Source organism: Chitinophaga sp. 05T412, assembly GCF_056396465.1.
The window spans coordinates 14258-36816 of the sequence record NZ_JBFTLN010000011.1 but is presented as its reverse complement, the minus strand read 5'-3'; the positions used below and the strand labels follow the sequence as shown (position 1 = coordinate 36816).

The 22559-nt window shown below is 46.8% G+C and carries 21 protein-coding genes; 12 read left to right on the top strand and 9 right to left on the bottom strand.

Annotation, left to right across the window (positions count from 1 at the left end):
• Nucleotides 1-3: 3 nt before the first annotated feature.
• From AC1DFM_RS22960 to AC1DFM_RS22950, 3 genes are all read right to left on the bottom strand, one after another.
• Nucleotides 4-1083, bottom strand: coding sequence for an efflux RND transporter periplasmic adaptor subunit (locus AC1DFM_RS22960; protein ID WP_477079098.1), 1080 nt, complete (start codon nt 1081-1083; stop codon nt 4-6).
• Nucleotides 1084-1089: 6 nt separating this feature from the next.
• Nucleotides 1090-2412, bottom strand: a complete 1323-nt coding sequence (locus tag AC1DFM_RS22955) for a TolC family protein (protein WP_477079097.1) — start codon at nt 2410-2412, stop codon at nt 1090-1092.
• 65 nt (nt 2413-2477) lie between these two features.
• The gene (locus AC1DFM_RS22950; protein ID WP_477079096.1) at nt 2478-2942 is read right to left on the bottom strand and encodes a GbsR/MarR family transcriptional regulator; all 465 of its coding nucleotides are present in this window, start codon (nt 2940-2942) and stop codon (nt 2478-2480) included.
• A gap of 185 nt (nt 2943-3127) precedes the next feature.
• On the opposite strand from AC1DFM_RS22950, the gene AC1DFM_RS22945 reads away from it, so the two are divergent.
• The 3 genes from AC1DFM_RS22945 to AC1DFM_RS22935 all read left to right on the top strand — a co-directional run bounded on the left by AC1DFM_RS22945 (nt 3128) and on the right by AC1DFM_RS22935 (nt 6950).
• Nucleotides 3128-3928: a class I SAM-dependent methyltransferase gene (locus AC1DFM_RS22945; protein WP_477079095.1), complete on the top strand. Its 801-nt coding sequence runs from the start codon at nt 3128-3130 to the stop codon at nt 3926-3928.
• Between the two features lie 26 nt (nt 3929-3954).
• Entirely contained in the window at nt 3955-4443 is a 489-nt protein-coding gene (locus AC1DFM_RS22940; protein ID WP_477079094.1) for a phosphatase domain-containing putative toxin, read from the top strand.
• A gap of 143 nt (nt 4444-4586) precedes the next feature.
• The gene (locus AC1DFM_RS22935; RefSeq protein WP_477079093.1) at nt 4587-6950 is read left to right on the top strand and encodes an ABC transporter permease; all 2364 of its coding nucleotides are present in this window, start codon (nt 4587-4589) and stop codon (nt 6948-6950) included.
• Between the two features lie 3 nt (nt 6951-6953).
• On the opposite strand, the gene AC1DFM_RS22930 is transcribed toward AC1DFM_RS22935, so the two are convergent.
• Nucleotides 6954-7523 (bottom strand): Crp/Fnr family transcriptional regulator, encoded by a 570-nt coding sequence (locus tag AC1DFM_RS22930; RefSeq protein WP_477079092.1) that lies wholly within the window; start codon nt 7521-7523, stop codon nt 6954-6956.
• A gap of 120 nt (nt 7524-7643) precedes the next feature.
• Here AC1DFM_RS22930 and AC1DFM_RS22925 point away from each other — a divergent pair, with 120 nt between their 5' ends.
• Nucleotides 7644-8246 carry a hypothetical protein gene (locus AC1DFM_RS22925; protein WP_477079091.1) on the top strand — a complete coding sequence of 201 codons (603 nt, stop codon included), beginning with the start codon at nt 7644-7646 and terminating at the stop codon, nt 8244-8246.
• Nucleotides 8247-8729: 483 nt separating this feature from the next.
• On the top strand, nt 8730-9110 hold the full coding sequence (locus AC1DFM_RS22920; protein WP_477079090.1) for a hypothetical protein: 381 nt from the start codon (nt 8730-8732) through the stop codon (nt 9108-9110).
• Here AC1DFM_RS22920 and AC1DFM_RS22915 read toward each other — a convergent pair.
• A complete protein-coding gene (locus AC1DFM_RS22915) occupies nt 9102-11504 on the bottom strand; it encodes an ABC transporter permease (protein WP_477079089.1) in 2403 nt (800 codons plus the stop codon). The two genes, AC1DFM_RS22920 and AC1DFM_RS22915, sit on opposite strands and share 9 nt — an antisense overlap.
• Before the next feature lie 279 nt (nt 11505-11783).
• Here AC1DFM_RS22915 and AC1DFM_RS22910 point away from each other — a divergent pair, with 279 nt between their 5' ends.
• The gene (locus tag AC1DFM_RS22910; protein WP_477079088.1) at nt 11784-12869 is read left to right on the top strand and encodes an AI-2E family transporter; all 1086 of its coding nucleotides are present in this window, start codon (nt 11784-11786) and stop codon (nt 12867-12869) included.
• Between the two features lie 30 nt (nt 12870-12899).
• Entirely contained in the window at nt 12900-13382 is a 483-nt protein-coding gene (locus tag AC1DFM_RS22905; protein ID WP_477079087.1) for a hypothetical protein, read from the top strand.
• A 3-nt stretch (nt 13383-13385) separates the two neighbouring features.
• Here AC1DFM_RS22905 and AC1DFM_RS22900 read toward each other — a convergent pair whose 3' ends face one another.
• Nucleotides 13386-13754, bottom strand: a complete 369-nt coding sequence (locus tag AC1DFM_RS22900; RefSeq protein ID WP_477079086.1) for a winged helix-turn-helix transcriptional regulator — start codon at nt 13752-13754, stop codon at nt 13386-13388.
• Between the two features lie 116 nt (nt 13755-13870).
• On the opposite strand from AC1DFM_RS22900, the gene AC1DFM_RS22895 reads away from it, so the two are divergent.
• Entirely contained in the window at nt 13871-14884 is a 1014-nt protein-coding gene (locus tag AC1DFM_RS22895; protein WP_477079085.1) for a zinc-dependent alcohol dehydrogenase family protein, read from the top strand.
• A gap of 97 nt (nt 14885-14981) precedes the next feature.
• Nucleotides 14982-15497, top strand: a complete 516-nt coding sequence (locus AC1DFM_RS22890; RefSeq protein WP_477079084.1) for a GNAT family N-acetyltransferase — start codon at nt 14982-14984, stop codon at nt 15495-15497.
• Nucleotides 15498-15513: 16 nt separating this feature from the next.
• Here the strand turns inward: AC1DFM_RS22890 and AC1DFM_RS22885 are convergent, their stop codons facing one another.
• On the bottom strand, nt 15514-15834 hold the full coding sequence (locus AC1DFM_RS22885) for a hypothetical protein (protein ID WP_477079083.1): 321 nt from the start codon (nt 15832-15834) through the stop codon (nt 15514-15516).
• On the bottom strand, nt 15831-16679 hold the full coding sequence (locus AC1DFM_RS22880) for a DUF899 domain-containing protein (RefSeq protein WP_477079082.1): 849 nt from the start codon (nt 16677-16679) through the stop codon (nt 15831-15833). Before AC1DFM_RS22880 ends, AC1DFM_RS22885 begins: the two co-directional genes overlap by 4 nt.
• Before the next feature lie 131 nt (nt 16680-16810).
• Here AC1DFM_RS22880 and AC1DFM_RS22875 point away from each other — a divergent pair, with 131 nt between their 5' ends.
• Nucleotides 16811-17797 carry a GlxA family transcriptional regulator gene (locus tag AC1DFM_RS22875; protein ID WP_477079081.1) on the top strand — a complete coding sequence of 329 codons (987 nt, stop codon included), beginning with the start codon at nt 16811-16813 and terminating at the stop codon, nt 17795-17797.
• A gap of 2 nt (nt 17798-17799) precedes the next feature.
• On the opposite strand, the gene AC1DFM_RS22870 is transcribed toward AC1DFM_RS22875, so the two are convergent.
• Nucleotides 17800-20169: an ABC transporter permease gene (locus AC1DFM_RS22870; RefSeq protein ID WP_477079080.1), complete on the bottom strand. Its 2370-nt coding sequence runs from the start codon at nt 20167-20169 to the stop codon at nt 17800-17802.
• Between the two features lie 190 nt (nt 20170-20359).
• Between AC1DFM_RS22870 and AC1DFM_RS22865 the strand changes: the two genes are divergently transcribed.
• Nucleotides 20360-20566 (top strand): hypothetical protein, encoded by a 207-nt coding sequence (locus AC1DFM_RS22865; protein ID WP_477079079.1) that lies wholly within the window; start codon nt 20360-20362, stop codon nt 20564-20566.
• A 66-nt stretch (nt 20567-20632) separates the two neighbouring features.
• Nucleotides 20633-22507 carry a M1 family metallopeptidase gene (locus tag AC1DFM_RS22860; RefSeq protein ID WP_477079078.1) on the top strand — a complete coding sequence of 625 codons (1875 nt, stop codon included), beginning with the start codon at nt 20633-20635 and terminating at the stop codon, nt 22505-22507.
• Nucleotides 22508-22559 lie beyond the last annotated feature (52 nt).

Here is a 22559-nt window from a genome sequence, read left to right as displayed (position 1 = left end):
GGCTTAATCTTTTTTAGCGATGATATTATCCTTTTGCAGGCCGTTGGTGATTTCTATCCAGTTGCCGTCTCTGGCGCCGGTGCCTACGGGTATTTTTTGCAGCGTTTTACCTTGCTGGAGGTATACACTATCGCCTTTCAGGAGGTAGTCGGCCGGAATCATGAGGGCGGTCACTTTTTCACGGATCACAATGTTAGCTTCTACGGACGACTGCGGATAAAATGCGCTGCTGTCGTCCACAGCGGCTTCCACCTGGAAGCTTCTGCTTTCTTTTTGTAATACGGGAATGATTTTATTGATGGTACCGCGGAATTGTTTGCCTGGGTATACCGCTGTTTCGAAATATACTTTTTGTGCTGTTTTGATTTTGCTGATATCCCGTTCATCTACCAGTAGTTCAAGTTTGAATTTTCCGGGGAGACCTACCAGCAGTAAGGGACTATTGAGTGCGGCCAGTTCCCCTTCTTTCACATATACCCGGAACACACTGCCATCCATCGGGCTTTTCAGTTCTTTCCCTTCGTGGATCTGGCTATTGGCGGCCAGCTGTTCGCGGCTTTGCAGCAGTTTGCCGGCGAGGTCATTTTTTTGTGCGAGGTACTGTTGTTGTAGTGCTTTCCATTGATGCAGGCTGTTGGCGGCATCCAGTCTTTTTTGTTCTGCGTCTTTTTCTGGAATGGCTTTCGCGTTGGCGAGATCGGTATATCTCGTTGCATTGATGGCGTCTTGCTCGTATTGTTGCTGTGCCTGTGCGATTTTTTCCTGTAGTTCGTTCAGCGGAGCGGCATGATTGGCCGCTAATGTCACCTGTTGCTGGAGCAGGTTTAGCTGGGTCAGTTGCGCTGGTGTGCCGAGCGTGGCAAGGGTTTGATTCCGGGTAATGGCATCGCCTTCTTTTACGTTGAGGCGTAACAGTAAGTCGGCGTTGTTGGATTTCAGGAAGTAGTAAACGGCCGGCATTATTTCACCGGAGGCGTATACGGCTTCATTTAATGTACGTGCTTGCACCGTATAGGTAGTTGTTTTTTCTTTGCAGGCGGTGGCCACCATGGCTATTCCTGCTATGATCAGGCGATTTTTCATGCCGTATTATTTATTTTGTAAGTAGTTGATGGCTGTATAGTGTTTAAAGAATTCAAGGCGGGCATCATTCAGCTGTGCCTGTGCTTCGTATAAGTCTTTCTGTACTTCTTTCAGCTGAATCATGTCGATAATGCCTTTATTGATTTTCAGGGTGCTGAGTTGTTCGTTTTCCGTAGCGCGGCGAATATTATCCTGTTGTAGTTGTATATCGGTGGCGGCTTGTTGCAGTGCTAAATTTTCCTGCTGGTATTGCTTCGTTTGTTCCGCGGTGTAGTTGTTGAGCTGCGCGGCAGCGGCTTCCCAGCGGGCTTTTTCGCTGCGTGGTGTATAGATCATGGTGGACAACGACAAGGGTACACGCAGATGAAGGCCCACAAAGCCTACGGTGAACCAGGGGGAGCGGGTAATAAAATTGAGCTGATCACCGAAGCCCAGTTGTTCCCAGGTACCTTGCAGTTGGAGCGACGGATAACGTGCTGCCAGTGCATTTTTATAATGCTGTTGTGCAATGCTTACCTGTAGTGCTTCTTTAGCATAACCGGGCAGTTGCTGCGGCGTAAATCCGTTGCTGGCAGGTGCAGGCAGTTCTGTTGTGGGTACAGGCAGCAGCGTATCGGGTAAAGGATAGCCCATCCAGAATTTTAAGTCGAGGTAGCTTTGCTGCAGGCTGGTCATAGCTTTGTTGTTTTCGATGGCGCGGTTTTGCAGCAGGGTAGCGGATTGATTAACGGCTATTTTATCGGTGAATCCTTTTTCCAGTTGTTGTGAAATGAGGGAGTGGATGTGTTGATAATTTTCATACAGCTGTTGGGTAACGGTTACGTATTCCTGTTGTAGCTGTACGCTGTAATAGGCCATGCGTACGTTTTTCAGCAGCGTTTGCCGGAGGTCGTAGGATTCGCTTTGGGCTGCTTGCTGTTGCAGGCGGGCTAGTTTTATTTGTTGCCAGCGTTGTACATCTACGAGTGGGAGTACGGCATCGGCGCCATAGCTGCCCATCCATGGGGTGCCCATTCTAATGGGTACGAAGGTGCCGGCGGGTTGGTTAACGAGTTCGCCGGGAAATACCTGTACGGGTATTTTCCAGTAGTTGTCAACGGCGCCTTTGATGGTTATTTCCGGCAGGAGCTGTGCGGTGGCTGCTTTGCGATCTTGTGTGGCGGCTGCAGTGCGTTGTTGTTGGGCGCTGATCTGCGGATTATGTTCGATGGCATATGCCAGGCATTGGTCGAGCGTCCATTGTGGTGGTGTGGTGTTGGCAGACATGGTTTGTCCGGTTGCTGTCCAGGCATGGATGGTCAGCAACAGTAATAGGATACCTGTTTTCATTTGAAAATGCTTGTAATTCTTTTAGTTCTGAAATAAAAGAACCATTGAGTGCAAAAAAAAAGTGATTACTTGTTTTTCCTTTTTAACTCCACCGTTCTTTTCCATCTTTCGAGGATCAGCGGAATTTCGAACAACATCATTTTATATAGTTCTGATATATCTTCCAGCTCTGCGTTGAAGTCGTCATCCACTTTTCTCATGGACCTGATATCATCGAGTATCGTATAGAACTCTTTGATTTTTTGCGACAACGCTGCCTCGCTGAACATATTATGCATGCTGATAGAGAAGTAGCGTTTCCTTTGTCCACCAATGGTTTTGGCTTCTACCATCAGGGCAGCTTCGAGCATTTTCAGCGCATTGGACACCGCACTTTTGCTGACGCCGAAGTATCCCACCATTTGTTCGAAAGTAGCCTGGTGTTGTTCACTCAGCAACAGGTAAATGAATATCCTGGCAGCCACAGGGCTTAGCCCCATGTTTTCCATGGCATTACTGTGTTGTTCTATTTTCGCTCTGTATTTTTCCAATCGTGTTATAGATGTCCGGGCCTAAAGGTAGAGAAGTTATTTGGTTTTCTTCTAAGAGAACCAAATATTTTTTTCTTTCCCTTCAGCTCCAGTATCTTTAAAAGCATCGTACTGGTAGTAACGGAGATGGGAGCACGCTATGGAGGTATTCTTCTCCCGAAGAAAAACTAAATAAATAAGCAGACATGAGTAACACCGCCACAGAAAGGGCGCGGATGCCCGAAGGCGACAGCAGCGTTTTAGACAACCGAAGTCTGGCCAATAGTTACGGTACTTTAATACCCGTTCTCCGCAAGGGCATGCGGGTACTCGATGTAGGTTGTGGAACGGGGGCTATTTCTGCCGGTATTGCCGAAGCGGTAGGACCTACGGGTACCGTTGTTGGCATCGACAGCAGTACACATTTAATTGCCAAAGGACAGGAAGATCATGCCGGCATACCGCAACTCACGCTGCTGACAGCCGATTTATTCACCTATGCACCTGCAGAAAAATTTGATCTCATTGTTGCCGCCCGCGTGCTGCAATGGTTAAATAATCCGGCAGCAGCGTTGCAGCATTTGAAGTCGCTGTTACGCCCCGGTGGTATCCTTTCTATACTGGATTATAATCACACCCAACTGCAATGGACACCTGCACCGCCTCCGGCCATGCAGCATTTCTACGACGCCTTCCTTCGCTGGCGGGCCGATGCAGGCATGGATAACGATATGGCGGATCATTTGCCGGATATTTTTACGCACCTGGCATTACACAACATCGAAGCATTACCGGCAGATGAAGTGTACAACAGGATTCATCCTGCATTTGCAGAAAAAGCAGGTATCTGGTCTAAGGTAGCAATACTGCGCGGCCCGCAAATGGTGGCAGCCGGCTTTGTTACAGAAGCCGAAAGACTGGCAGCCATTACCGAATATAATACCYGGATCGATACGGCCGCAGAAGAAATGGTGATGAAGCTGACAGAAGTGAGAGCCACTGTTTAAGTTTATAAAACGGAATCCATCATTACATGAAAACACGCATTTATTGGCTGGAGAAATTCCCCAACGGTGCTTCATTGGGCATTATGCCACGGCCCCGTGGCGACGACTGGCTGGAAGACGACATGCGCAGCATAAAGAAGCAGGGCGTGGATGTATTGGTTTGCCTGCTGGAACCATCCGAAATCAGGGAGCTATCGCTTACGATGGAGCAGGTAACGGCCATCAGAAACGGTCTCCGGTTTATTCATTTCCCTTTTCCGGACCGGGAAGCGCCTCCTGTTAGCTCCTATACAGAAAAGTTTCTTCGCACACTGGAAGCAGCAATTGACGAAGGAGCCACCATTTGTATCCATTGCAGGATGGGCATCGGCAGATCTGCGGTTATTGCCGGCAGCCTGATGATGCTAAAAGGAGCCCGCTACGATGACCTGCTTGCCAAAATCAGTAAAGCCCGTGGCCTGAAAGTGCCGGATACTGAAGAACAGGTGGCCTGGCTGAAAAACAGAGCAAGCTAAAAACAGCAAATGATATTACCGGTCATTGCCTGTATCAAAAACGAACATATTAGAAAATAAATACTACTTAATTTGTTGATGCTTATTTCCGCTTACCATGGCACAGTTTTTTTCGGTGTCCTATAAAACTGATACACACGATCATGATAAGCAACTATTTCAGGATTGCCTGGCGTAATCTTGTACGCAACAAAACATTTTCCACTATCAACATCATGGGATTGGCGCTGGGTATGGCTTGCAGCCTGTTGATGTTGCTGTGGGTACAGGATGAACGCAGCATGGATCAGTTTCACGATCACCACAACTACCTCTACCAGGTATACCAGCGTCAATCGGCCGATGGTAAAGTAGATGGCAGCTATCTCACACAAGGCCCGCTGGCAGCAGCTTTAAAGAAAGATGTACCCGAAGTGGAGTTCGCCAGTGGATGGCAGGCATTTCCGCCTGTGGCTTTCCAGACAAATAATAAAGTGCTAAAAATGGCGGGTGGCTATGCAGGCGCTGATTTCCTGCGCATGTTCAGTTATCCGTTTTTAGAGGGAAGTAAAGATGTGACCCTGGGCGCGCCCGGTACCATCGCCATTTCCAGGCATATGGCGGAATTGTTTTTCGGAAGCCCGGAAAAAGCTATTGGTCAGCTTATCCGGTTTGAAGATACCACCAGCCTGGCTGTTAACGCGGTATTCGATGTGCCTGTAACTTCCTCCATTCAATTTGATTTTATCCGTAGCTGGGATGATTTTGTGGCCAACAACCCATGGACAAAAACCTGGGGCAGTGCCAGTCCTGCTACGTATATCCAGCTCCGTGCCCAGGCCGATCCGGCCAAAGTCACCGCCAAACTGAAAAATTTTCTCCACCAATATCAATCTGAAAATAAAGAATCAGCTACGGAATTGGGGTTGCAACCCTACGGCGAAAAGTACCTTCACAGCACCTTTGAAGATGGACATCCTGCCGGCGGTCGTATTGCGTACGTGCGGCTCTTCACCCTGTTGGCCGTTTTCATTTTACTCATTGCCTGCATCAATTTTATGAACCTGGCTACTGCACACGCCGCCAAAAGAGCCAAAGAAGTAGGGGTGAGAAAAGTGGTGGGTGCGCGTCGTGGTGTATTGATTGGTCAGTTCATAGGCGAAGCGCTCCTGTTGGTATTTGTAGCTACGGGCATCGCCGTATTGGTATCCATCTTACTATTACCTGCATTTAATCACCTGAGTGGAAAGCAACTTTACCTGCCATTCAATAATATCACTTTCTGGCTGGTGTTATCAGGATTAATGCTGGTAACAGGTTTCGTAGCGGGTAGTTATCCCGCTTTGTTTTTGTCCTCGCTGGACCCTGCCCGCGTACTGAAGGGAGCCCTGAGATTCAGTAGTGGCGCCACTCATTTCCGCAAAGGGCTCGTCGTTTTTCAGTTTACCTTGTCTATTGTGCTGATAGTGGGGATGATGGTGATTTACCGGCAAATGGATTATATACAAACTAAAAACCTGGGCTACGACCGGCAACATTTACTCTATATTCCGCTGGAAGGGGAACTGCTTTCCAAATACAACGTATTTAAGGAACAAGCCATGAACCTGCCCGGCGTGCTGGCTATTACGAAAATGAAAGAGACCCCCACCGTGATAGAACATCATAAAGGTGGTATCAAGTGGGCTGGTAAAGATCCCAACCAGGACGTTTCTTTTGCCGATGCCGCTGTAGGCTACGACTTTGTAAAAACGATGCACCTGCAACTCCTGGATGGTCGCGATTTTTCCCGTGAATATGGCAATGATTCCGGCAGTTATATTTTGAATGAAGCCGCTGTTAAAAGAACGGGGTATACGAATCCGATAGGACAACCTTTTACACTCGGTAATGTATCCGGAAAAATTATTGGGGTACTGAAAGACTTCCACTTTACATCCATGCACGAAACCATTTCTCCGCTGGTGATTCGTCTCGATGACCATCCGAAATGGGGGACGATTCTGGTGCGTACCACTGGTAGTAAAACCAAAACTGTGCTGGCAGGATTGGCAGACATCAGTAAGAGCCTGAACCCTAATTTTCCTTTTACGTATCAGTTTTCCGATGAGGAATATACGCGGCTATATAAGAGTGAACAGCTGGTGAGTCAGTTGTGTAACTACTTTGCGGCACTTGCCATTTTTATTTCCTGTTTAGGATTGTTTGGCCTGGCGCTGTTTACAGCCGGACAACGCACCAAAGAAATTGGTGTCAGAAAAGTATTGGGTGCTTCTGCCACCAACATCTTTCTATTACTCTCTTCCAGCTTCCTGCAGCCCGTAGTAATAGGAATGGCCATCGCCACACCACTGGCCTGGCTGGCCATGAGCTATTGGCTGAAAAGTTTTGCTTATAAAATTGAACTGGATTGGTGGGTGTTTGGGATTGCCGGCATCGTTACCCTCCTCATCGCCTTGCTCACCGTGAGTTTCCAGAGTGTAAGCGCCGCCATTATGAATCCTGTGAAAAGTTTGCGGGCAGAGTAGTGTTTATTTCATCGCTTTTTTCCGCAGCCGGCTCAATGTTTCGGGTGTCATGCCCATCATAGAAGCCAGATACTGCAACGGTACCAGGTTAAACAACTCTCCATGTTGCTGTAACAGCTGGTGGTATCGTTGCTCTGCTGTCAGCGACAGCAGGTTGAAGATGCGGTCTTCCATCAGGTTGAAACAACGGGCAATAAACAGTTTTTCCAGCAGGTGCCACTGCGGAATGTGCTGGCCAATGTTATGGTAGTCTGTTTTGTTGATGGTATAAAACTCGCAATCTGTTAACGCCACAATATTATACCTCGACGGCTTGTTGAAAATAATCCCTGCGAGATCTGTCACAAAATAGCCTTGATAAGAAATCCATTGCGTAATTTCTTTCTCTTCACTATTGGCGTATACACGGAGTAATCCGGACTTATGAAAACTCAGCTGATCGCAGATGCGGCCTGCTTTCAGGAAGTATTCGCCTTTAGATAAGGTGGTAAGTTGAAAGAAGGGGGTGATTTTTTCTATTTCTTCTTTCGGTACGCCGAAGTAACCGTTAATATATTGTGCCAGTTCCGTCAAGATGAGTATATTTTTAACGGAAAGATAGGGTTTCCGGGGGAGATGGGTGTTGTTTTTTGATTACCTTCAGATGCTTAATACCTTTTGATCCCTGTATATTCTTTTACAATAATAGATGGCATGAAAATACTTGTTTGTCTTTATTTCAGTTTGTTAAGCGCCGCCAATATAAAGGATGCTAATATTTATAGCTTATTCTATCATTGGAATAAAATGAGTATTTCAACTTTAACACGGAATGCAGCCTCTCCTGCCAATGAGACTGAAAAGGAATTGTATCAGCAAAGCCAGCCTCGCATGATAGATCTCTGGATGGGTAACTCCGATTATCCTGATAATCAAACTTTGAGGTGGCGTTTCCTTGAACAAATCAGCCAGGAGTTTAATTGGAAGGATAAAGAATGGTCTGTTATTGAAACAATAAAGTCGGGAGAAGTGACAAGGATACTCAGTTATTTGATCTGCTATAATGGAGACGGGGCACATGTTATCATGTATGAATGTTATTCAGATGGGTGGCATAAAGTAGTTGATTTTCAGGCACACTTTTCAGTAAGTGACCTTATAAATAAAAACGATAAAGTACCTGCATATCAAGGGACTAATTCGAACGATGTAGTTGTTACTAATTTTAAATCGGCCTTACCAACGCAGGTTGCATTTTATGTTTCAAATACATTGGCGGAAGGTAGTAAAGCCAAAGGGGTTATTACTCGTAGATGATTAAAGTACTACCAAATGAAAATTACTAAATGGCTTATTCCTGCATTCTTCTTTTTCATTATATGCGTTAGTTGCTATTTAACCATAGCTAAACACAGGCCATTGGACAAGTTTACATGCCTGATGCTATTTTTACTGGTACTGGCCTGGCTGGGAAAACGAAGTGTATTTTGGATGATGGGTGCTGTGATCTGTTGCTATGGAATTTATAGTTTGTTGTTTATAAGCCCCAAAGCGGCAGAACCCACCTCTATGGAATTTACCGCATCTTTGAATTATCTGATATTTGGAGGTAGAACAGGCGCTTTAATGCGCGAGATAATTAGGTTGATACCTTTATTTTTCTATCCTTCATTTTTAGTATTTTGTATTATGCAGATTAGAAAAAAGGTAATATTATCTAAAACGCTTGATTAGGCGACAGCTCAGCCTACACGTACGTGTCAGGTAATCTTCAAAAATTCTATCTTTATCTCAAAAAAAATGTCTATCCTCGACACCTCCAAAGACCCATTAGTCAAATCTTTCATCGCCGGGAAAACGCCGGTAACCCTATCGTTGCTCAATCATTTCATCCGGCAATATGCTGCGCTGAATAATGAAATATACCTGTATCCCACCAAATCCATGATTGGCATTGGTGTTGGCGACAAACGGGTTGCCTGGGTAACGCAATTAGGAAAAAACTTCGTACACATCGTATTCCCTTTTGAAAAGGCGTATCCGGATAATTTATGTTTCCAGAAAATAGCACCTGTACCCGGTGATGCACATCAGGTGAATCATCATTTCAGGATGTATTCACCGGAAGATGTAAATGAGGAGGTGACGCAATTTATGCGCTTGTCGATGGCATCACTCTGATTTTAACGCCTTCACCGGATTTGCCAGTGCCGCTTTGATCGACTGTACACTCACCGTCAGCAGGGCAATTGCTACTATAATGAGGCCGGTAACGGCAAACATCCACCATTGTATTTGTATACGGTAGGCGTACTCCTGTAACCATTGCCCCATGATGTACCAGGTTACCGGGGTGGCGATGAAGATGGCGATAGCCGCCAGTTTAACAAAATCTCCCGAAAGTAAATTTATAATACTGGAAACAGAAGCGCCCAATACTTTACGGATACTTATTTCTTTGCTGCGTTTGGTAATGTTATAGGCGGTAAGGCCCAGGATTCCCAAGCAGGTGATAAACAGGGTAAAGCCGGAAAAGAGCTGCACGATTTTACCGAATTGCTGATCGGCTTTGTATTGCTCATCATACAGTTCATCGAAGAAATGGTATTCAAACGGATACCCCGGATATTGTTGTTGCCAAAGGGTTTGCATCTTTGCAATGGTCTGCGGAATATCTTTGGTATGTAATTTAGCAGAGAAGAAACTGCCTCCATTACCGCGATACCAGTGCAGCATAGGAAGCATCGCTGTTTTTAAAGACTGTTGGTGATAGTCTTCCACCACGCCCACAATAGTGCTAAAGTGGTTGGGGCTGTTCCAGGAAAAGGAGAGCTTTTGCCCAATGGCTGCTTCGGGGGTACTAAAACCAAAAAGGCGGCAAGCTGCCCTGTTAAGGATTAGCTTATCATTATGGGAGGAGTCTGCCCTGAAATTTTCACCGGTCAATAATCTGAGGTTCATTACCGGCAGAAAATTTTCATCAATACCATAAGCATAAATGACATTGTTCAGGCCGATGTCAGAACCCTGCCGGTGAATGCCACTCATCGTAGCCAGTTCGTGCAAACTTGCGCCGGGTAAGGCTTCTGACGCAGTGATTTTTTCAATCTCCGGTAGTTGTGACACGTTGTTGATATAGGCTGTGGTTTGCTGCCGGCGGATGGAGTCCATTATTTTACCTTGTCCGGATGGCACTCTGAGCACTAACACCTGGTCGGTGCTGAGGCCGAGATCCTGGTGGCGCATATAAGACAGCTGTTTGAAAACGATGAGAGAGGCAGACAATACGATCAGGGCCGCCGCAAATTGCCCTACTACCAGCACTCTCCTGAATAACGTGCTGCCGGACGAAGTAGTAAAAGAGGTGCGTGTAACGCTGACAGGTTTCACCGCAGACAATACCAGCGCAGGATACAGCCCGGAGAGGATACAATTGAATACAAAGAGCGCGMCGGTGCTAAGCCAGAAAAAGGCGGAATGGAAGAAATCTGCCGTAACAGGACGTCCGGTTAGCTTTACATAATAAGGCAATAATAGCGCTATCAGTACCAATGCCAGCGTGATAGCGATGGTGTTTGTCAATATAGTTTCCGTCATGAATTGTTTTACCAGCGATATTCTGGACGAGCCCAATGCCTTGCGCATTCCTGTTTCTTTGGTGCGGTCGGCGGCGCGGGCCGTGGTCAGATTTACGTAGTTCACAGCGCCTACCAGCAGCACGAGCGCCGCAATCACCATCATAAACTGCACGGTTTTCAGGTCCCCGTTTTCTTCCGGTTCAAACGATTTATGTGACAACAGATGTATATCTTTCATGGGCTCCGCCGTGAGCTTGTCATTCTTCAGTTTTTCCCGGGCTATCTGCATTAACTTGTTGTTGAAGGCCGCCAGGTTGGCATGGGGGAGCAGCTGTACATAGGTGTAGTTATTATTACCGTTCCAGCTTTCCGGATCAAGTCCCCGGGCAAGTAAGGAGTTGAAGGAAATGAGCAGATCAAACTTCAGATGGGTATTGGGTGGTACATCTTTGATGACGCTGGTAATGGTATAGGTCCGGTCGCCGTCGCGGAGTAGTTTTCCCACTGCKGGCTGGTTGCCAAACATGCGTTTGGCAAGGGATTCCGTAACAACGGCCTGGTTAGGTGCGGTGAGTGCTGTGGCGGGTTTGCCGGCTATAAAGTCATAGTTGAAAACGCTGAACATGGAATTATCCACTGCATATGTTTCCACTTTGAAAACTTTTTCATCCGCTTCCACCGTAGGAATTTCTTCCATATGTTCTACCCGCACATAATCTACTACTTCAGGAAATTGTTTTTTGACTAATGGTCCCAGTGGCGGATGCGTTTCGCAGTCCGTCATTTCATATTCGTTGCCTTTGTATTTATCAAGTGTAATGCGATAAATGTTATTGGCATTTTTATAAAAATTTTCATAGCTGTACTCAAACCGCACATAGTTGATGATAAACAAAAACGCCGCTGTAGCCAGCGCCAGCCCCAGTATGTTGATGATGGAATAGAATTTATCTTTTCTGAGATTGCGCCAGGATATTTTCAGGTAATTCAGCCACATATTTTGGTTGTTTGGTGAACTGCTTTTCCGGGTCGCAAGAAGGTTGCCATTTAATAGCATCGCCATCACAGGGTGTTTCCGGCGGGTATTATTGCTCTGGCTGTCCGGAAATGGACATCTTTGTCCGGTATTGGCAGGTACCCGAATATATTAATAATTTCGGGAGAAGGGAAGCCGGTACGGTGCGTTTTCGGCTGTAAATAAGGGCATATGCTGCTTTACTAAGGAAGGAGTGTTATATTTATAGGGTAAGCCCAATTGTTGTTAAAAATTCATGGTATGAACAATCACCTCCGGCCAGCTTCCAGAAATATGATAGAGTCTATACTCGTACTGTTGTTGCTGTTGGCTTTGCTGTTAGCGCTGTACCAGGTATTGCATTTATTTTTTGGGGTACTCACCTTTGCATTGATATTCTCCGTATCCTTTCACCCGCTGTTTGAGCGCATTGTACGGTGGTTTGGCGGCAGGCGCAAACTCACGGCTATTATATATGCTATTGTATTGGTGGGAATCATTGCATTGCCCGTCACTTATATTGTGGCAGAAATGAGCTCACATGTCCGGGAATCTATACATTGGATACGGGATATGAAAGACAATGGATTGCCTCCATTACCTGCCTGGGTAGTGAATATGCCGTACATAGGAGCCGAGATCAGCGCTTTCTGGCAGCACTTGCAGGATAGTCCCAAGGAGACTTTAAATACGCATGAACAGCCGGTGAGGATGGTGCTCAACCATGTGGTGAGCAGCGGTTTCGGTATTATCGGCACCGCAGTGCAGTTGATTATCGGTATTGTGATATCGGCATTTTTCCTGGTAGGCGGTGAAAAGGCGGTGCGACCTATTCGTGCTGCCGTAGAACATCTGTTGGGGCGTAAAGATGGGGCTGATTTACTGAATGCCACTACCATGGCGGTGAAGGGCGTATCTATTGGGGTAATGGGAACGGCATTTATTACTGCCATTGTATCGTGGATTGGCCTGACCATTGCGGGAATTCCCTTTGCATTGGGACTGGCAGCCCTGATATTTTTCCTGGTGGTCATACAGATAGGGCCACTTGTGGTGTGGGTGCCACTCACCATCTGGATGGCCACACAGGGGCATACAGGCATGACGATTTTCCTGGCCATATATGGCGCAGGCATCCTGATTGGAGAAGCCATCCTGAAGCCGGTATTGATAGCTAAAAGTGGCAAGCTGCCTTTCCTGGTGCTGTTTATCGGCGTCATTGGCGGAGTGGCTGCCTGGGGATTTACCGGCATGTTTAAAGGCGCTATCATTGTATCGGTCTTCTATACAATTTTCAATTCCTGGCTGGAACGTAAAGATGGTCCGCACGGGGCAGAAAATAGATAGTACCTTCGCGGCGTATCCGAAACGTATCATATGAAAGCTGCGACTATCAGCGAAATAAAGAAAGAACTGAGCACACTGGCACCGGCGGAGCTGGCGGCATTGTGTTTGCGACTGGCAAAATATAAAAACGATAACAAAGAGCTGCTGACCTATCTGTTGTTCGAAGCACATCATGAACAAGGCTACGTAGAAGCCGTGAAAGCTGAGATTGACAACGGATTCACAGAGATGGCCGGCGATAAATTATACCACGCAAAAAAGCGGTTAAGGAAAATACTGCGTATCACGAATAAGCATATACGTTATACTGGTTCCAAACAGGCAGAGGCAGAATTGTTGATTTATTTCTGTACTAAAATGAAACAGGCAGGTTTACTATCTTCCTATAGTATTCAATTAAATAACCTTTATGAGCAGCAGCTGAAGAAAATAGGTAAGGTGATTGCTGCGCAGCATGAAGACCTGCAATACGACTACCAGCGGCAATTAGACCGGCTCTCCGGGGAGGATTAACGCCTATGGTATCAGCGCGGTAGTGTGTACCGCCATATCTGTTTTACCCCATTGCCATAACTGCTGGAATACCGCCCGGAGTGATTCCCCGCGGTCTGTTAAGCGGTATTCTACTTTCAGCATCGCCGTTTCATAGGAAATGCGCTCCACCAGCTCCCGACGCTCCAGTTCCTTCAATTCAGCTGTGAGCATACGTTCCGTAATAATAGGAATCGCTTTTTTGATATCGCTGTAGCGGCATACGCCTGAAAATAACTGGTGTAATATCATCGGTTTCCACCGGCCTTCTATGAGGGATAAGGTATAAGAAATGGGGCAGGCGGCAATGATTTTCTGGCGGTTTTCGAAGTTGGTAGATTGCGTTTTTCTCATAGGGCGATTTTTACACTTTAACTACATCCGAACATTTTTGTTCGTTATTGTAAAAGTAAAGATAGTGGGGCACATTTGTATCCTTATCCACGTTGGATAAGTGATAAAAATGGAATATGAAAAGCTACCACATAAATTTAGGCGCAGGGTTATCCGCATTAACTCTCAAAGAACAAGCGATCCCCGTTCCCGGCCCGCGGGAGGTCCTCATACAGGTGAAGGCCAGTTCACTCAACTACCGTGAAATCATGATACTAAATGGGTTTTATCCCTTGCCGGTAAAACGGGATGTGATTCCGTTATGCGATGGCGCAGGAGAAATTGTGGCCGTTGGCAGCGGCGTAACTACAGTGAAAGCGGGCGATCGGGTAATGGCGCAGGTATTCCCGGAATGGCAGGATGGTCCTTTTAGGATGGAGTATGCCGCACAGCTGGGAGGGTCCATGGATGGTATGTTAGCGGAGTATGTTGTATTGCCGGAGCAGGCAGTGTTACGCATACCTTCGCATTTATCGTATGTGGAAGCAGCAGCTATTCCATGCGCAGGCTTAACTGCCTGGAATGCGCTCAGTGGCGGTCGTGGGCTGGTAGCGGGTGAAACTGTGCTAACATTAGGTTCCGGTGGTGTATCCTTGTTTGCATTGCAGCTGGCAAAAGCAGCAGGCGCCCGGGTAATAACCACTACTTCAACAGCAGAAAAAGCTGCGAAATTAAAAGCATTGGGTGCGGATGAAGTAATTAATTATCAACAACAGCCCAATTGGCATTTAGCCGTGCGTGAATACACGGATGGAAACGGTGTAGATCATGTTATTGAAGTAGGCGGAGGAACCACGGAGCAATCTATCCGCTCGGCGGCGATGAATGGTGAAGTGGCATTGATAGGTGGTGTGGCTGAAGGCCCTGCGCTGGTGGATATTAACCTCCTCAAGTATGGCATGGTAAGCATTGTACCCGTAGCCATTGGTAGTAAAGCGCAGTTTACAGCTATGAACAAAGTGATTGCTGCCGCTCAATTGCAGCCGGTGATTGATCGCGTGTTTGCCTTTTCCGAAGCCCGGGAAGCATTCAGCTATTATATGAAGGGAAAATATTTCGGTAAAATCGTCATCGATCATTCCAGTTTGTAGCGGCTTGTCAGGCTAAAAATATAGATTGTTACGGCTGCTTATTTGTTTCCTTCGCAGGAAAATGATACTTTGTAAGGAGTCGTAATAACCTGTTTGCATGAAAGTTCTATTTGAAACGCCGCGGTTACAGCTGCGCACCTTCGCTGCTACCGATGATACCTTCGTATTGGAATTGCTGAATACTCCTACCTGGCTGCAATACATTGGCGATCGGCAAGTGAAAACGCTGGCGGATGCGCAACGGTATATCATGAACAACCTGTTACGCCTATACGCTGAACAAGGATATGGCGCCTGGGTAGTAGTACTGAAAGAAACAGGCCTGCCCATCGGCATTTGCGGATTATTTAAGAGAAGATACCTGGAGCAACCCGATCTGGGGTTTGCATTTTTACCGGAAGCAGAAGGGCATGGTTATGCGTATGAAGCGGCTACTGCTACAATGGCCTACACAAAACAGCAGTTGGAATTGCCCAGGTTATTTGCGATTACACAGCCGGGTAATCACCGGTCGGTGCGACTGCTGGAACGCTCTGGATTTACGTTACAGGGTACTATTCATCCTCCGGGAGAAACGATGGAGCTGATGTTGTTTAATATTGAATTTGAATAATGATCTTTCCTACAAGCTATTCTTGCCGCTGCCGTTTGTACAACGACCATACTTTATTCATCACGAGGTAAGTCAATGATCCGATGCACAACACCACAAGTCCTGTACGCAGCCAGGTGGCGGCGGTTACAGACAATCCGATGCCGGTACCCAGGGCTACATAAGCAGCCAGACAAATGGGGCACTTAGGCAACAATGCGAGGGTTATGCCCGGTAAAAGCCATCGCACGGTTTTAGTGATACGTTGCCGGAATGTCAGCGGACTTGTGGTTTGCGCAACCGTTGTTTTGCGGGAAGCCCTGCCCGTAGCGCTTTCGCAGGAACAATTCGTTTTCATGATGCATGTTCTTCCCCGCTGCAGCAGGAGCCAGGTGTTTCATCTGCATGATACCTGCCGGTATCGTCTACATGGCCTTTCTCATCGTATTTATCATGGTGACGTACCCACGATGTAAGCCCGCCATTTTTATCTTTTTCGTTACGGCCCAGTGGCGCTATATCCAGGTAGTTATAAGCAACCAGTTGTAGTTCGCCACCACGGGCATAGGTTGAATAAGTATGGTAGATATTGCCATCTTCATCTTTATAAAAAACACTCAACCCCGGAAGATCCTCTACGTGGGTAGGCAAATTTTCCAGGATACCATAGTTGAAATATACTTTTCCGCTTTCCAGTTCTTCTTTATGAAAGGATACGTGATAGTCGTAGTTGAAATCACTTTCTCCGGAAGACACCCATCTGAATTGCCAGCCCATACGCTTTCTGAAGGCTTCCAGCACTGGCATGTCCGCTCTTGATACTACCACCAGCGATACATCATGGTGTTCCAGGTGAGGTAACACACCGTTGATAGAATCAGCGGAAAAAGAGCAGCCTACACAACCTATTTTTTCATGAGGACCGAACATAAAATGTTGTATGATCAACTGGCTGCGGCCATCAAAAAGATCGGACAGCGTGACTTTCCCATTGGGAGTATCAAACACATATTCTTTTTCCACCTTTTCCCAGGGCAATTCCATGCGTTCCCGGGTGAGCTCATCACGTAAACGGGTATACTGTTTTTCTTTTTCCAGGAACTTTATCCTGGCGGCTTTCCATTCTTCAGAAGAAACAATTTTGTGAGAGAGACCGGGTTCAACTATGGATGGTGTAAAACCAGTCGTTACGTTTGTACTCATGATTTTATTTTTTAGGTCTTACAAATGTCCATTCTTCCCTCCACACTTCGCATGTGCAAACACGCCTAATTTAGGGGGCATTTGTGCCAATGAAAACCGTTATTTTTGTACCAGATCATACCTTTTTTACCATGAAAACAGTTTCTCTGCTGATTTATGAAGATGCCGTTTTATCCTGTGTGTCAGGCGCTATGGATATGCTGATGGGTGTAAACCGGTACATGGAGCAAATAGGGCAGGAGCCGGCTTTTAATGTAGAGCTGGTCAGTGAAAAAGTGAAGAATATTCAGCTGCAGCTCCCGGCGCAGTTTATCTGTTATAAAACAATCGATGAAGTAAAGCAAACTGACCTTATTATCGCTCCTGCATTTGCCGGAGAACCAGATGCCGTGCTGCGCAAAAATAGTGCGTTGGTGAACTGGCTGGCCGCCATGCATGCGGGAGGCACAGAAGTAGCCAGTTTATGCCTGGGCAGCTATTTCCTCGCCGAAGCGGGCCTGCTGAAAGGGAAGTCCTGTACTTCGCATTGGATGGCGCTGGACGATATGCGCAATCGCTATCCCGATATCACCATCCTGCCGGATAAAGTGATGACCGATCAGGAAGGCATCTATACCAGCGGCGGCGCTTTTATCTCCTTAAACCTGGTGTTATACCTGATCGAGAAATTCTGTGGCCGCGATGCCAGCATCTGGACCAGCAAAATGTTTTCCATTGATATGGACCGGATGAATCAGTCGCATTTCGCAGTTTTCCAGGGACAGCGGCAGCATGAAGACGAGGAAATTCTGAAAGCGCAGGCTTACATTGAAGCGCATTATGATCAGCAAATATCCGTGGAGCAAATTGCAGAGCAGGCCAATATGAGCAAACGGAATTTTATACGCCGTTTTAAAGTAGCCACGCAGAATACGCCACTGGAATACCTGCAGCGGGTGAAAATAGAATCTGCCAAAAAAGAATTGGAGAAAAATTCCCAGAACATCAGCACGCTGATGTATAACGCCGGATACAATGACCTCAAAACATTCCGGCTGGTATTTAAACGGATTACCGGCCTCACACCGCAGGAATACCGCCGGAAGTATTGCCGGTCGGTATCCGAGTTGAGCAATTAAAGCTATTCTGTTTTAAGACTTTTTACAGGATTCATCAATGCCGCTTTGGCCGACTGATAACTCACCGTTAGCAACGTGAGCAGGATAGTGCCGGCGCCAGCTCCTATAAACAACCAGATGGAAACCGTGGTATGGTACGCATAATTATGCAGCCAATGCTGCATAAAGTAGTAAGTGACCGGGGAAGCCAACAGCAGCGCTATGGTCACCAGTTTTACAAAATCTTTCGATAGCAATACACATACATGCGTCACAGATGCGCCCAGTACTTTGCGGATGCCTATTTCGCGGGTACGTTGTTCTGCCAGGAAAGCCGCGAGACCTAACACGCCCAAACAGGAAATAAAAATGGCGAGTACCGCAAACACCGTGGCCAGGCGGGCAATGCGCTCTTCATCTGAAAACTTTTTGGCGTAGTTGTCGTCCGTAAAGGTGTAGTCGAACGGACCGCCGGGATTAAACCGTTTGAATACCGGCGCCATTTTCGCCAGTGCTTCATGCGTAGACATGGCCGGATTAATACGTACCGTCATGGCATTCATTATTCCATACTGCAAGCTGAAAATAGCAGGCGCCACGGGGGTATAGGGCGACTCCATGATCATATCTTTCACCACGCCGTTAATCATGCGCGGTGCACCGTTGAGGTAAATAGTTTCGCCTACCGGATGTGCCAGTCCCATTAGTTTAACGGCTGCTTCGTTGATCACGAGTGCACCGGTATCTGTGGCATAACTCCGGGAGTAATCGCGTCCTTCTTTGATCTGCCAGCCAACGGTGTGGCCGTAGTCGTGTGTAACGCCAATCACGCCTATCGGCGTTTGACTGCCAGCGGGTTTGCCTTTCCAGGTAACATCTGTTTTATAGTCGGGGTTTTGGGTAGAAGGAATATCTGATTTGGCCATATCCGCTACCGCGCCGGTTTCCAGGAGGGCAGTTCTGAGTGCATCATAAGGTGCGCCATACATTTCACCGGTACTCATGGTTACATTGATCAGGCCATTACGATTATAACCAACGGGTCGGTTTTTACCGTATTGTATCTGCTGATAAATAATGATGGTGCCGATGATCAAAGCAATGGATACGCTGAATTGTACTACCATCAGGGCGTTGCGGGGAAGTAGGGAGAAGCGTCCTGGAGCTGCCCGGCCTTTCAATACTTTCACGGGTTGGAAAGAGGAGAGGAAGATGGCCGGATAGCTGCCTGCTATAATGCCGGTGAAGCACGTAAAGGCCAGTAATGATAGCCACAGCTGGGGCTGCGCAAAGGGGATGCTGAGTTGCTTTTCGGTGAGCTGGTTGAATAATGGCAACAGGGTGTACACCATTATCGCGCAAACCAGCAACGATAGAAACGATAATACCAGTGACTCTGTGAAAAACTGTTGTATCAGCTGTGCACGGGTGGCGCCAATGGCTTTACGTATACCTGCTTCTTTGGATCGTTTTGCGCTGCGGGCAGTGGCTAAGTTCATGAAGTTGATGCAGGCGAGCAACAGTACCAGTGCACCGATCACTCCAAACAGCCACACCAGGCGGATGCGGCCACCTGTCACCTGTCCGTTTTTGAATTCGCTGTACAGGTGCCACTGGTCCATCGGATGCAAGAGTAAGGTTTCTGTGCCGCCCTTGATATATTTTTGCGCCACGTTTTTGATATGAGCGTTGGCGGTGTTGATGGTTACATGATCGTTCAGCTCTACATATAATTTCCAATAGCGGTTATCCCATTGCCCCTGTGCATCTTTCAGCCAGGGAAGGGTGCTGATGGCCTTATCCCAGGCAAGGAACATTTTGGTATCGTGAAAGGTGGTGTTTTGTGGCAGGTCTTCAAATACGCCGCCTACCTGTAAGTCGGTGCGGTTATCCAGTTTGAAGCCTTTTCCCACCGGGTCTGTATCGCCATATAATGCTTTTGCAAGGGAGTGGGTGATCAGAGCAGACGTAGGGTCTTTCAGTGCATCGCGGCTACCATAGATCATTTTCAGCGACAACATCTCCGGTAAATCCGGTTGTACCCATACGCCGGACTGCGACACTTTATTATCGCCTACTGCTACGGAGTGGATGAAGTTAGGGAAGAGGATGGCTACTTTTTTGAAGTCGTTTGCATAGTTGTTGCGCAGTTCATTGGCCAATGGAATGGCAATGGCCTCGCTGGTGGTATTTTCCCCATCAATGGTTTGCACATCCATTACCTGTGCAATCCTGCTGTGGTGGGGGTGCCAGTGGTTAAAAGACAGCTCATCCCATATCCATAAACTGATCAGTAAGGTAACCGCCATCCCCATGGCCAGGCCGAGTATATTGATGGCCGCGTATCCCTTGTTTTTCAGTAAATGGCGGAAGGTAATTTTTAACAACTGCATTTGTTAGGCATTTTGAAAGCAATCAGCGGAAAAATTATACCGAAGATAATAACCCTAATAATAAAAGTGATTATAGTTAATGGATTATAATAATATGTCCGTTTTTAATACACGTAGTGGTCGTTTTTATCATGCCGCCGGTAGGTAAACACATCATAATTGGTTAACTTCATCGCAAAATGTTACTACTATGGAAAAGGCAATCATTCATCTGGACGGTAAAGACTATCATATACTGCCCGGCAATGATACCGAAAAAACATACATGGTGGAAATAGATACTCACCAGGTAACTTTCCGGCCAGATGAACACGGGAAGCTGCAGGCATCGCATGATCATATTCCCAACGAATTCTTATCGCGGCTGGCACAAAAAATTGAATCTTATTTTTTCTAAACCTATACCTTGTACCCCTTTCTTTAGGGTTTTCCTATTTTTATCCCTGGAAATCAGCAGAACTGTATGAACAAAATTATGTATAGCCTGCTGTTGTTAGTAGGTGTCAATACTATCGCAACAGCGCAGGAATTGTATATGCCCCGGAATATCAAACAGGCATATGTTAACCAGACAAGAGATAAGAGCGGCGCTCCCGGTAAACGTTACTGGCAGAATAAAGGCATATACGATATTAAGCTGGCCGTGAATCCGCCGGATAGAACGGTGACGGGTGTGGAAACCATTACTTATATCAACAACAGCCCGGATGTATTGAAAGGCATGATGCTGCGGCTCATCGTTAACTTGCATAAATACCAGGCGCCGCGCTCCGGATATGTGAGTAAGGATTTTTTAACAAACGGGGTTAGCATAGATCATCTGGTCATCGACGGGATACCGGTTAACTTTAATAATAATGTAGGTACTACCGCCTGGGTGGCTTTCCCCAAGCCGCTGGCATCGAAAGATAGTATTCATCTGCACATCAACTGGCACTATGATTTGTCGGTGTTGAGTGGCCGGGAAGGCATGATAGACAGTACCACGGCGTTTATGGCCTATGCTTATCCGAGGGTATCTGTGTACGATGATTATAATGGATGGGACGGACTGGAACATACCGACCGTGTAGAATTTTACAGTGACTTCAACGATTATAACGTAGCCGTTACCGTGCCTAAGAACTTTGTGGTATGGGGTACGGGTAACTTACTGAATCCGGAGGCAGTGCTGCGTCCGGCATTTGCCGACCGGCTGAAACGATCTTTATCGTCAGATATTACTGCGCACATTGCCAACTGGCAGGAAATGCAACAGGGAGAAGTCACGAAACAACAGCCGCGTAATACCTGGAAGTTCAGCGCTAATAATATTGCGGATGTAACCTATGCCACCAGCGATCACTATGTGTGGGACGCTGCCAGTGTGGTAGTGGATAGCAGCACCATGCGCCGCGCCAGCATTCAGGCGGCCTATCATGATACGTCGGCCGACTTCCGTCATTCCGTGGCATTTTCGCACAATGCACTGAACTGGTTCTCCCATAAATGGCCGGGCGTACCTTATCCATTTGCCGCGATGACCGCCATGCAGGGCTTTGCCGATATGGAATACCCGATGATGGTGAATGATGGCTCTGTAGGAGATGACCTCAGCTTTGCACAGCTGGTGCAGGATCACGAGATCGCACATACGTATTTCCCTTTTTATATGGGCATCAATGAAAGCCGTTACTCCTTTATGGACGAAGGCTGGGCCACTACCTTTGAATACCTGATTGGGATAGCGGAGAAGGGAAAGGCAACGGCAGATGAGTTTTACCGGAAGTTTCGCGTGAACAAATATATCCATGACCCTTCTACGGAAGAAGATCAGCCGATTATTTCCATGTCCAACCAGGTGAGTGGTATGGGCTATAGCAGTAACTCTTATGGCAAAGCATCGTTGTCGTACCTGGCGCTGAAGGACTTGCTGGGCGATACTTTATTCAGGAAATGCTTACACGCTTACATGGACAATTGGCATGGCAAGCATCCCATCCCCTGGGATTATTTTTACTCTTTCAACACCGCTGCTGGTGAAAATCTGAACTGGTTCTGGAACAACTGGTACTTCAGTAATAACTACATCGACCTTACGCTGGCAGATGTAAAGCTGAACGGGAAAAGAGCGGTATTGCGCATTGTCAACACAGGAGGATTTGCCGTACCTTTTGATGTAGTGATTACTTTTAAAGATGGCACCACGAAGTCCGTGCATCAAACGCCGGTAGTATGGAAAGCGAATCAGAAAGAAGTGACGCTGAGTTTGTCCTATTCCAAAGAGATCAAATCCATTCAGCTGGATGGCAATTTATTTATGGATGCCAACGAGAAAGATAATGTGTGGACACGCTAAAATACCTTGCATTTACGGGTAATCGGGTGGTGATACAAGATAAACCCTCATT

Bases quoted from the DNA above. Each gene is read 5' to 3' on its own strand.
- AC1DFM_RS22960 (WP_477079098.1), bottom strand. From the start codon at position 1,083: ATGAAAAATCGCCTGATCATAGCAGGAATAGCCATGGTGGCCACCGCC.
- AC1DFM_RS22955 (WP_477079097.1), bottom strand. From the start codon at position 2,412: ATGAAAACAGGTATCCTATTACTGTTGCTGACCATCCATGCCTGGACA.
- AC1DFM_RS22940 (WP_477079094.1), top strand. From the start codon at position 3,955: ATGAAAACACGCATTTATTGGCTGGAGAAATTCCCCAACGGTGCTTCA.
- AC1DFM_RS22935 (WP_477079093.1), top strand. From the start codon at position 4,587: ATGATAAGCAACTATTTCAGGATTGCCTGGCGTAATCTTGTACGCAAC.
- AC1DFM_RS22925 (WP_477079091.1), top strand. From the start codon at position 7,644: ATGAAAATACTTGTTTGTCTTTATTTCAGTTTGTTAAGCGCCGCCAAT.
- AC1DFM_RS22920 (WP_477079090.1), top strand. From the start codon at position 8,730: ATGTCTATCCTCGACACCTCCAAAGACCCATTAGTCAAATCTTTCATC.
- AC1DFM_RS22910 (WP_477079088.1), top strand. From the start codon at position 11,784: ATGAACAATCACCTCCGGCCAGCTTCCAGAAATATGATAGAGTCTATA.
- AC1DFM_RS22905 (WP_477079087.1), top strand. From the start codon at position 12,900: ATGAAAGCTGCGACTATCAGCGAAATAAAGAAAGAACTGAGCACACTG.
- AC1DFM_RS22900 (WP_477079086.1), bottom strand. From the start codon at position 13,754: ATGAGAAAAACGCAATCTACCAACTTCGAAAACCGCCAGAAAATCATT.
- AC1DFM_RS22895 (WP_477079085.1), top strand. From the start codon at position 13,871: ATGAAAAGCTACCACATAAATTTAGGCGCAGGGTTATCCGCATTAACT.
- AC1DFM_RS22890 (WP_477079084.1), top strand. From the start codon at position 14,982: ATGAAAGTTCTATTTGAAACGCCGCGGTTACAGCTGCGCACCTTCGCT.
- AC1DFM_RS22885 (WP_477079083.1), bottom strand. From the start codon at position 15,834: ATGAAAACGAATTGTTCCTGCGAAAGCGCTACGGGCAGGGCTTCCCGC.
- AC1DFM_RS22880 (WP_477079082.1), bottom strand. From the start codon at position 16,679: ATGAGTACAAACGTAACGACTGGTTTTACACCATCCATAGTTGAACCC.
- AC1DFM_RS22875 (WP_477079081.1), top strand. From the start codon at position 16,811: ATGAAAACAGTTTCTCTGCTGATTTATGAAGATGCCGTTTTATCCTGT.
- AC1DFM_RS22870 (WP_477079080.1), bottom strand. From the start codon at position 20,169: ATGCAGTTGTTAAAAATTACCTTCCGCCATTTACTGAAAAACAAGGGA.
- AC1DFM_RS22865 (WP_477079079.1), top strand. From the start codon at position 20,360: ATGGAAAAGGCAATCATTCATCTGGACGGTAAAGACTATCATATACTG.
- AC1DFM_RS22860 (WP_477079078.1), top strand. From the start codon at position 20,633: ATGAACAAAATTATGTATAGCCTGCTGTTGTTAGTAGGTGTCAATACT.